General features: G+C 72.4%; 2 protein-coding genes and 2 pseudogenes. All 4 read left to right on the forward strand.

The genetic code is table 11. From position 1 onward, the window contains the following. Positions 1-3909: pseudogene (locus tag IEY86_RS34980) on the forward strand (type I polyketide synthase); the annotation flags it as partial. Between the two features lie 315 nt (positions 3910-4224). Continuing rightward, positions 4225-5586, forward strand: a pseudogene (locus IEY86_RS38570) (beta-ketoacyl reductase); the annotation flags it as partial. Between the two features lie 93 nt (positions 5587-5679). After that, positions 5680-5907, forward strand: coding sequence for a hypothetical protein (locus tag IEY86_RS38650; RefSeq protein WP_506016892.1), 228 nt, complete (start codon positions 5680-5682; stop codon positions 5905-5907). Positions 5908-5950: 43 nt separating this feature from the next. Beyond that, positions 5951-11472 (forward strand): type I polyketide synthase (locus IEY86_RS34985; protein ID WP_189135943.1); only part of this gene is annotated, 5522 nt, incomplete at its 3' end.

Raw genomic sequence — 11472 nt, forward strand, 5'->3', positions numbered from 1 at the left:
GGACTTCGGGCGCCGGGCGCCGGGGAACTGGTCGCGGAGTTGACCGGTCTGGGCGCCGAGGTGACGGTGGCGGCCTGCGACGCGTCGGATCGCGAGGCGCTCCGTGATCTGCTGGCCGCCGTCCCGGTCGGGCATCCGCTGACGGCCGTGGTGCATACCGCCGGAGTGCTGGACGACGGTGTTGTCTCCGCGCTGTCGCCGGAGCGCCTGGATGTCGTTCTGCGTCCCAAGGTGGACGCGGTGACGCATCTCCACGAGCTGACCCAGGACGCGGACCTGTCGGCGTTCGTGATGTTCTCCTCGATCGCGGGGACGCTCGGGGGTGCTGGGCAGGCCAACTACTCGGCGGCCAATGCCTTCCTGGATGGTTTCGCGCAGCACCGCCGCGCTCTGGGGCTGCCCAGCACCTCGCTGGCGTGGGGTCCCTGGGCGCCCGGTGCGGGTATGACCAGCGAGCTGAGCGAAGCCGACCTCCGTCGGATGGCGCGCGGTGGCATGCTCCCGCTGACCGCCGAGCAGGGAGTGGCGGCCTTTGACGCGGCGTGTGACGACTCCGAAGCCGTGATCGTCCCGGTCTGCCTCGCCCACTCCGCGCTGCGCGATCAGCACGCGGCCTCGACGCTTCCGGCCTTGCTGCGTGGGCTGGTCACAGCCCAGACGCGCCGGACAGCCTCCGACGTGCAGTCCGCCGCCCCGGCACAGAACCTCAGAGCCCGGCTTGCCGGCCTGCCGCACGCCGAGCGTGGCACGGCCGTCCTGGATCTCGTACGAGCGCAGACCGCCATGGTCCTCGGCCATGCCGGGCCGGAGACGATTGAGGCCGCGCGTGATTTCCGTGGCCTGGGCGTGGACTCCCTGACCGCCGTGGAGCTGCGCAACCGCCTCAACGCGGCAGTCGGATTGAGACTGCCCGCGACCCTGGTCTTCGACTATCCCTCGCCCATGGCCCTGGCCCGATACATCGGCACAGAACTCTTCGGCAGCGAACCGACCGCCGTTGACGAGGCCGGGACCGCCGCGCTCGTCGCAGGCTCGGTGGCGGCCGATGAACCGATCGCCATCGTGGGGATCGGCTGCCGGTTCCCGGGGGGAGTGCGCGGCCCGGAGGACTTCTGGCAGTTGCTCTCCAACGGCGTGGACGCCATTTCGGATCCGCCGACCGACCGCGGCTGGCAGAAGCCCGGCGATGCCTCGCCGCCGACCGATGGCCAAGGAGGCGGAGTCGAAGGAGGATTCCTCTACGACGCCGCCGAGTTCGACGCGGACTTCTTCGGGATCTCACCGCGAGAGGCGGTGGCGATGGATCCCCAGCAGCGCCTTCTGCTGGAGGTCTCCTGGGAGGCGCTGGAGCGGGCGACCGTGGATCCGCTGTCGCTGCAGGGCAGCCGCACCGGCGTCTTCGTCGGGACCAACTACCAGGGCTACGGCTCTGCGGCGCACGCCGTTCCGGAGGACGCCCAGGGCCAGTTGATGACCGGGCACGCCGCGAGTGTCGCCTCGGGGCGCGTCGCCTATGTGCTGGGCCTCGAAGGTCCCGCCATCACCGTGGACACGGCGTGCTCCTCGTCCCTGGTGGCGATGCACTGGGCGGCGCGGTCGCTGCGGTCGGGTGAGTGCGATCTGGCGCTGGCCGGTGGTGTGACGGTGATGTCGACGCCGGGTGCGTTCGCCGAGTTCGGTCGTCAGGGAGGGTTGGCGGGCGATCACCGTTGCAAGGCGTTCTCCGACGACGCCGACGGGACCGGCTGGGGCGAGGGCGCGGGGATGCTGCTGTTGGAGCGGCTGTCCGATGCCCGCCGACGTGGCCACCCGGTGCTGGCCACCGTGCGGGGCAGCGCGGTCAACTCCGATGGTGCGTCCAATGGTCTGACGGCGCCGAATGGTCCGTCTCAGCAGCGGGTGATTCGGCAGGCGTTGGCGGGTGCGGGGCTCTCGGCGTCCNAGGACCGCGGCAGTGATCGTCCCGTCCTTCTCGGGTCGGTGAAGTCGAACATCGGGCACACGCAGGCGGCCGCGGGTGTGGCCGGTGTGATCAAGATGGTGCTGGCGATGGGGCACGGGATGGTGCCACGAACGCTGCACGTGGACCAGCCGTCGTCGCACGTGGACTGGTCGGCGGGGAGCATCCGGCTGGCGACGGAGGCGGCCCAGTGGCCGGAGTCCGGCCACCCACGCCGGTCGGCGGTCTCCTCGTTCGGCATCAGCGGCACCAACGCCCATGTCGTCCTTGAACAAGGCACCGCGGAACAAGGCACCGCGGAACAAGGCACCGCGGAACAAGGCACCGCGGAACAAGGCACCGCGGAACAGGGCGCCGCAGGCCGGGGCAGAGCAGAACAGGGCACCGCGCCCCACGTACCCGACCCGGACACGGCGCGGTCGGCATCGGCGGACGGCCCCGATGACACCTCCGGTCCCTTCCTGTGGCCCATTCATGGGCGCTCCGCCGAGGGCCTGCGCGACCAGGCCGCCCGGCTGCGCGCCCATCTCACCGCCCACCCCGGCCTGGCCCCGAACGACATCGGCCACTCCCTGGCCGCCACCCGCTCGGCGTTCGACCACCGCGCGGTGCTCGTGGCCGAGGACCGGGAGGGCTTCCTCACCGCACTCGCCGCGCTGAGCGACAACGAGGACGTCCCCTCGCTGGTGCGAGGTGTGGCGGGCAAGCCGGGGAAGACGGCGTTCCTGTTCAGCGGGCAGGGCGCCCAGCGCGCGGGCATGGGCCGGGAGCTCTACGAACGCTTCAGCGTGTACGCCGACTCCTTCGACCGGATCTGCGCCGAACTCTCCCGCCATCTCGACCACCCTCTGCGCGAGGTGATCCTGGCCCCCGAGGGCTCCGCCGAGGCCGCGCTCCTGGACCGGACCGCGTACACCCAGCCGGCGCTCTTCGCCGTCGAGGTGGCGCTGTACGACCTGGTGCGCTCGTGGGGTGTCGTCCCCGATGTCCTGCTGGGCCACTCGGTGGGTGAGCTCGCCGCCGCCCATGTGGCCGGGTTGCTGTCACTGGAGGACGCCTGCGCTCTGGTCGCCGCCCGTGGCCGACTGATGCAGGCGCTGCCGCCGGGTGGGGCGATGGCCGCTGTCCAGGCCGACGAGGCCGAGGTCACCCCCATGCTGGCCGGGCTGGAGACGCGGGTCGGCGTCGCGGCGGTCAATGGCCCGACGTCCGTGGTGGTCTCCGGCGACGAGGCCGCCGTGGCGGCGATCGCCGAGCACTTCGCCGGGCTGGGACGAAAGACTAGGCGTTTGCGGGTCAGCCATGCGTTTCACTCCCCTCATATGGACGCGATGCTGGCTGACTTCGGAAAGGTCGCGGAGGGCGTGCGGTTCGCGCCGCCCGCGATCCCGATCGTCTCCGACCTGACCGGGGAGCAGGCTGCCGAGGAGCAGCTGGGGTCCCCGGACTACTGGGTACGGCACGTCCGGCACACTGTCCGCTTCCACGACGGGGTCCGCCGACTCGAGGCCGACGGGGTGAGCACCTTCGTGGAGCTGGGCCCCGACGCGACGCTGACCGCGATGGCGCTCGACTGCCTGCGTGAACCGACCGGGACGGCGGCCGCGGTGCCCCTGCTGCGCTCCGGCCACCCGGAGGTGAGGACGGCTTTCCTGGCCGCCGGTGCTCTGTACTCGCGAGGACACGGAGTCGACGTCGCGGCGCTGAACGGTGCCGCCCGCACCGTCGAGCTGCCGACCTACGCCTTCCAGCGGCGGCGGTACTGGCTCGACTCCGCGGTCTCATCGGCGACCGCGACGGACGCTGCCATGTCGCCGGTCGACGAGCAGTTCTGGGCGGCGGTCGAGCGGGGAGACCTCGGTGAGCTGACCGCGCGGCTGGAGGTCGGCGACGAATCGCCGCTGAGTGAGGTGCTGCCGGCCCTGTCCTCGTGGCGTCGCCGGTACCAGGAGCGCTCGGCGCTCGACTCGTCGCAGTACCGCGTCATCTGGCGGACCGTCCCGGACCGCCACGCGTCGGCTCTTTCCGGCACCTGGCTGCTGCCGCTGCCCGCCGACCGGGTCGGCACGGCCTGGGTGGGCGCGATCACGGACGGGCTCGCCGCCCACGGCGCGCACGTCGTCACGCTCCCCGTGGACTGCGCGGTCGCCGACCGGGAGTCGTTCGCCGAGCACCTGCGCTCGGTGTCCGGCGGCCCGGAGTCCATCCGCGGGGTCCTGTCGCTGCTCGCGTTGGACGAGGAACCCGCTCCCGCACTGCCTGCCACTCCGCGGGGCCTGGCCGCGCTGGTGGCGCTGACACAGGCGCTGGGTGATGTGGGCGTGGGCGCTCCGCTGTGGTGCGCCACCGCCGGGGCGGTCGCGGTGCGCCGGCAGGAAGCCGTGGCATCGCCCGCGCAGGCCGCCTCGTGGGGCCTGGGCCGGGTCGCGGGCCTGGAGCACCCGCAGCGCTGGGGCGGCCTTGTGGACCTGCCCGCCGAGCTGGACGACCGGTCGGTGGGGCGGCTGTGCGCGCTGCTCGGCGGTCGGTCGGACGAGGACCAGGTCGCGGTCCGGGCCTCGGGAACGCTGGCCCGCCGCCTGGTGCGGGCCGAACAGTCGACTGCGGACGCGCCGCACTGGCGGTGCGAAGGCACCGTGCTGGTCACCGGCGGGACCGGGGCACTGGGGGCGAGGGTCGCCCGCTGGCTCGCCGAGCGCGGTGCGCGGCGCCTGGTGCTGGCCGGCCGCCGGGGGTTGGCGGCGGACGGGGCCAAGGAGCTGAGTGCCGAACTGGCCGAGGCCGGGGTCGAGGTGACCGTCGCGGCATGCGACGTCGCCGACCGCGAAGCGCTGGCCTCACTGCTCGCCGAGCATCCGGTCGACGCCGTGGTGCATGCCGCCGGGGTGCTCGACGACGGACTCCTGGAGTCACTGACCCCGGAGCGCCTCGAAGCGGTGCTGCGGCCCAAGCTGGCAGCGGCCAGGAACCTCGACGAGCTCACCCGGGACCGGGAACTGTCGGCCTTTGTGCTGTTCTCCTCCTTCGCCGGGACGGTCGGTTCGGCCGGCCAGGCCAACTACGCGGCGGCGAACGCCTTCCTCGACGCGCTCGCCCAGCGGCGCCGCTCGCAGGGCCTCGCGGCCACCTCGGTGGCATGGGGTCCCTGGTCGGGCGGTGGTATGGCGGCCGACGGCTCCGAGACCGAGGAGCGGCTGCGGCGCGGCGGGGTGGTTCCCCTGGCCCCCGATGCCGCGATCACCGCCCTGGAAGGGGCGCTCGCCCGCGGCACGACGACCTTGACCGTCGCGGACCTGGACTGGGAGCGCTTCGTGCCCGGCTTCTGCGCGGTGCGGCGCGGCACACTGCTGGCCGACCTGCCGGAAGTGCGCGCGCTGCGTTCCACCGCGGGTGAGGACGGAGCCGGGCTCGAGGCAGGCGGCGGGACACTGCGGGACGAACTCGCGGCGCTCACCGAGGTGGAGCAGGACCGCCTGCTCGTGCGGCTCGTCCGGGGGCATGTGGCAACCGTGCTCGGGCATTCCTCGGCGGACGCCGTCGACGCGGACCGGGCCTTCAGCGAACTGGGCTTCGACTCGCTCATGGCCGTCCAACTGCGCAACCGGCTCGGTGTCGCCGCAGGACTGCAACTGCCCGCCACCTTGCTGTTCGACCATCCCACGGCCCGGCTGCTGGCCCGGCATCTGCGCTCCCTGGCGGTCGCCGACCAGGACTCCGGGATGCCGGTACTCGACGCTCTCGACCGACTGGAGGCCACACTCGCGGCCCTGCCCGAGGACGACCCGCAGCGCAGCCGAATCGCCTCGCGCCTCCAGGCACTGTCGGCGAAGTGGAACGACTCAGGTGCTACCGCCGAGGACGACTCCATCGATGTCAGGGACCGGATCGGCTCCGCCAGCGCGGACGAGATCTTCGCGTTCATCGACAACGACCTCGGCAGCTCGTGACCAGCTTCGTGATCGCCATGACCGGCAGGGTGGGTGAGCGTGCATGAACGAGCAGGAGAAGCTTCTCAGCTACCTGAAGCGGGTCACCGGGGATCTCCACGAGACACGGCAGCGGCTGCGCGAGGCCGAGGCGGCCCGTCACGAGCCGATCGCCATCGTCGCGATGAGCTGCCGGTTTCCCGGCGGAGCCGACTCGCCCGAGGAACTGTGGGGGCTGCTGCGCTCCGGCGGGGACGCGGTCGTCGAGTGGCCGTCGGACCGCGGCTGGGACCTGGAGTCCCTCTACGACCCCGAGCCCGGCCGGCCGGGCAGGACCTACAGCCGATCCGGTGGCTTCCTCGCCCGTGCCCAGGACTTCGACGCCGCCTTCTTCGGGATCTCGCCGCGTGAGGCGCTTGCCATGGACCCCCAGCAGCGGCTGTTGCTGGAGACCTCCTGGGAGGCGTTCGAACGCGTCGGCATCGACCCGGTGACGCTGCGCGGCAGCCGCACCGGTGTCTTCGTCGGCACCAACGGGCAGGACTACACCGCCCTGCTGATGGGGGCCGCCGAGGGCCTGGAAGGGCATGTGGGAACGGGCAACGCCGCCAGCGTCGTGTCCGGCCGCGTGTCCTACACCCTCGGACTGGAGGGCCCCGCGGTGACCGTCGACACCGCGTGCTCCTCCTCCCTCGTGGCCCTGCACCTGGCGGTGCGGTCACTGCGCTCGGGCGAGTGCGACCTGGCACTGGCCGGCGGGGTCACGGTGATGTCCACGCCCGGTCTGTTCCTGGAGTTCAGCCGGCAGCGCGGGCTGGCTCCGGACGGCCGCTGCAAGGCGTTCGCCGACGCCGCCGACGGCACCGGATGGGGCGAGGGTGTCGGCATGCTCGTCGTGGAGCGGCTGTCCGACGCCAGGCGCCAGGGCCATCCGGTGCTGGCGATCGTGCGGGGAAGCGCGGTCAACCAGGACGGTGCCTCCAACGGCCTGACCGCCCCCAATGGCCCCTCCCAGCAGCGGGTGATCTGGCAGGCGCTCACCGACGCCCAGCTGTCCACCTCCGACGTCGACGCGGTGGAGGCCCACGGCACCGGCACCACGCTCGGTGACCCGATCGAGGCGCAGGCCCTGCTGGCCACCTATGGCCAGGACCGGGACGAGCCGCTGTGGCTCGGATCGGTGAAGTCCAACATCGGCCACACCCAGGCCGCGGCGGGTGTCGCGGGCGTCATCAAGATGGTGCTCGCCATGCGCGAGGGCCTGCTGCCCCGCACCCTGCATGTGAACGAGCCCTCGTCGCACATCGACTGGTCGGCCGGCCGGGTCGAACTCCTCACCGAGGCACGCGACTGGCCCGGCAGTGACCGCCCCCGCCGCGCCGGAGTCTCCTCGTTCGGCGTCAGCGGCACGAACGCGCATGTCATCCTCGAGCAGCCCACCGAGGAGCGGACCCCGGCGCCCGAATCCCGCCTCCTGGCTCCCCAGGCTCCTCTGCCGTTCTTGGTCTCGGGCCGGACGGCGGCGGCTCTGCGGGCCCAGGCGGGCGCTCTGCGTGCCCGGCTGCGGGACGACCCCCGCGCTCAACCGAGCGATGTCGCCTGGTCGCTGGCGACCACCAGGTCGCAGTTCGAGCACCGTGCGGCGGTGATCGCCCAGGACAAGGACGGCCTGCTGCGAGGGCTGGACGCCCTGGCGAACGGTGCCCCGGCGGCCCGAGTGCTCCAGGCAGTGGCGGATGTCAGCGGCCGGTGCGCGTTCGTCTTCCCCGGGCAGGGCGCCCAGTGGGCCGGCATGGCCACCGAACTGATCGACACCGACACGGAGTTCCGCGACCGGTTCGCCGAGTGCGCCGAGGCGCTCGAGGAGTTCGTCGACTGGTCCGCGCACGATGTGCTGCGCGCCGCCGACAAGGCACCCTCCCTGGACCGCCTCGACGTCGTCCAGCCCGTGCTGTTCGCGGTGATGGTCTCGCTCGCACGGCTGTGGCAGGCCCGCGGGGTGCGGCCCGACGCCGTCATCGGCCACAGCCAGGGCGAGATCGCCGCGGCCTGCGCGGCAGGCGGACTCTCCCTCGAGGACGCGGCCCGCGTGGTGGCGCTTCGCAGCCGCGCCTTGACCGCGCTGGCCGGCCGAGGCGGCATGGCCTCCGTCCTGCTGCCACTGCCCGAGGTCCACAAGCACCTCACCGCGTGGGACGGTCTGCTGTCGGTGGCCGCCGTCAACGGGCCCCAGTCGGTGGTGGTCTCGGGCGAGGCGGCGGCCGTCCGCGACATGGTCGCCGACCTGACCGCCCAAGGAGTCCAGGCCCGGCAGATCCCCGTCGACTACGCCTCCCACTCCGCCCAGGTGGACGAGATCCGCGAGCAACTGCTCACCGAACTGGGGCCCATCCGCCCGCTCCCCGCGAAGGTGCCGTTCTTCTCCACGGTCACGGGCGACTGGCTGGACACCGAACTGCTCGACGCCGAGTACTGGTTCGAGAATCTGCGCCGGACCGTGCGCTTCGAACCCTCGGTGCGCGCCCTGGCCGACCAGGAGTACCGCGCGTTCGTCGAGGTCAGCCCACACCCCGTGCTGACCGCGCCGATCCGCGACACCCTTGATGAGCTGGGACTGGCAGACACGGTCGTCGTCGGCTCGCTCCGCCGCGGCGAGGGCGGCCGGGAACGCTTCCTCACCTCGCTGGCCGAACTGTCCGTACGCGGCGCGGGACCGGTCGACTGGCCGTCGGTGCTCGGCGGCGGCACCCGCGCGGACCTGCCGACGTACCCGTTCCAACGGCGCCCCTACTGGCCGGAACTTGCACCGCCGCCCGCCGAAGTCCCCGGCACGACGACCGACGCACGGTTCTGGGAGTCGGTGGAAAACGGCGACCTCGGGACGCTCACCGCCGCCTTGGACCTGGACGAGCAGACACTCTCCCGCGTCCTGCCGGCCCTGTCGGACTACCGCCGACGCAGCCGTGAAGGGTCCACCGTGGACTCCTGGCGGTACCGGACGATCTGGAAGCCGCTGCCCACCGGACCGGCTGCGACGCTGCGCGGCACATGGCTCGTCGCCGTGCCGGACAGCCACACCCATGAGGACCACCGCGGGCATGAGCTGGTCGCCGGAGTGCTCAACGCCCTCATCCGAGCGGGCGCCCAGCCGATTCCGGTGCCCGTCGATCCGCAGGCCGGGCGGGAGCGCATCGCGGATGTCCTGCGCGCAGCGCAGGAGGCCGCCCCTCCCGAGAGCGGCGCGCCGCGGGGTGTGCTCTGCCTGCTCGGGATCGACGAGGAGGAGCACGAGCGACTGCCGGGCCTGCCCCGAGGTTTCGCCGGAACCGTCGCCCTTGTCCAGGCGCTGGACGACCTGGGGACGTGCGCGCCGCTGTGGTTCTGCACCCGAGGAGCGGTCGCGACCGATGCCCGCCTCGGCGTCGACGCCCCGCAGCAGGCGCTGGTCTGGGGCTTCGGCCGGGTCGTCGCCCTCGAACAGCCAGAACGCTGGGGAGGGCTGCTCGACCTTCCCGAGACCCTCGACGCCACCGCCGCCGAACGGATGACCGCCGTCCTGGCAGGCATCGGCCATGAGGACCAGTTGGCGATCAGGCCGTCCGGAGTGCTCGCCCGACGGCTCGCGCGGGCCGCGACCGGCGAACTGGGTGACGCCCGCACCTGGACACCGACCGGCACCGTCCTGGTCACCGGCGGCACCGGGGCGCTGGGCCGCCAGGTGGCGCTCTGGCTGGCCCGAAAAGGAGCCCCCGGCCTGCTGCTGATCAGCCGCCGAGGCAAGGAGGCACCCGGTGCCCAGGAACTGGAGGCCGAACTCACCGCGCTCGGCGCACGGGTCGAACTGGCCGCCTGCGACATCGCGGACCGGGAGGCACTGGCCGCCCTACTGCGCACGGTCCCCGCCGATCGTCCGCTGACCGCCGTCGTGCACACAGCCGCCGTCCTCGACGACGGTGTCGTCACCACACTGACGCCCGAGCAGATCGCCAAAGTCCTGCGGGTCAAGGTCGGCGGAGCGCGCAACCTCGACGCGCTGACCGCGGACCTGGACCTGGCCGCGTTTGTCCTCTTCTCCTCCACCGCGGGCACGATCGGAGCGCCCGGCCACGCCAACTACGCACCCGGCAATGCCCTGTTGGACGCCCTCGCCCAGCAGCGCCGGGCCCGCGGGCTCACGGCCACCTCCATCGCCTGGGGGCCCTGGGCCGAGGGCGGCATGGCCGAAGGCAGCGTGGGTGACCGCCTGCTGCGTCACGGCGTCCGAGTCATGGCCCCGGAGCTCGCGCTGTCCGCTCTGCAACGAGCCCTCGACCACGACGACACCACGCTCGCCGTCACCGACATCGACTGGGACCTGTTCACCCACGCCTTCACCTCGGCAGGCCCTCGCCCGCTCATCGATGACCTTCCCGAGGCGCAAAGGGCCCTGGCCAAGCACCGGAACGACCATGGACCGCGGGCCGCCGAAGGACCCGCGCCGGTCGAGCGACTGACCGCACTCGGGGAGAGCGAACAGCGCGCGGCCGTGCTGGAACTCGTCCGCGCGCATGTCGCGGTCGTGCTCAACCACGCCGGTCCCGAGGACGTCGAACCCACACGGGCGTTCCGCGAGTTGGGCTTCGACTCCCTGACCGCCGTCGAGCTGCGCAACGCGCTCAGCGGCGCCCTGGGGAGGCGCCTGCCCGCCACCTTGATCTTCGACTACCCGACCCCGGCCCTGCTCGCGGAGCACCTCAGAGCCGGGCTCGGCCCCGGCCGGGCGGCAACGGCCGAGCCGACCGCCCCGCGGTCGACGGACGACGACCCGATCGCGATCGTGGCCATGAGCTGCCGCTTCCCCGGCGGTGTCGCCTCCCCGGAGGAGTTCTGGCACCTGCTCTCCGGAGGTGTCGACGCGATCTCCGCGTGGCCCGCGGACCGCGGGTGGGACCTGGACGCCCTCTACGACCCCGACCCCGACCACCCGGGCACCTGCTACGCCCGTGAGGGCGGCTTCCTGGACGGTGTGGCCGACTTCGATCCGGGCTTCTTCGGGATCTCGCCGCGTGAGGCGGTGGCGATGGATCCGCAGCAGCGGTTGCTGTTGGAGCTGTCGTGGGAGGCGTTCGAGCGGGCCGGGATCGACCCTGTCTCGCTGCGGGGCAGCCGTACCGGAGTGTTCGCGGGCACCAACTACCAGGACTACTCCTCCCGCCCGCTGATCGCCGCAGACGAGGTCGCGGGCCATCTGGGCACCGGCAACTCCGCAAGCGTGATGTCCGGTCGTGTTTCGTACACCTTTGGTCTTGAGGGGCCTGCGGTGACGGTGGATACGGCGTGTTCGTCGGCGTTGGTGGCGTTGCATCTGGCGGTGCAGGCGTTGCGTTCGGGTGAGTGTGATGTGGCGCTTGCCGGTGGTGTGACGGTGATGTCGACGCCGGGGCTGTTCGTGGAGTTCAGTCGTCAGCGGGGGTTGGCGGCGGATGGTCGGTGCAAGGCGTTTTCGGAGGCGGCGGATGGTGCCGGGTTTTCCGAGGGTGCGGGGTTGCTGTTGGTGGAGCGTTTGTCGGATGCGCGTCGTCGGGGTCATGCGGTGTTGGCGGTGGT

Origin of the sequence: Wenjunlia tyrosinilytica (genome assembly GCF_014646055.1) — a bacterium.
Classification (GTDB): Bacteria; Actinomycetota; Actinomycetes; order Streptomycetales; family Streptomycetaceae; genus Wenjunlia; species Wenjunlia tyrosinilytica.

Excerpts from the sequence above, each read along its gene's own strand:
- IEY86_RS38650 (WP_506016892.1), top strand. The coding sequence starts at position 5,680 with ATGCCGGTACTCGACGCTCTCGACCGACTGGAGGCCACACTCGCGGCC.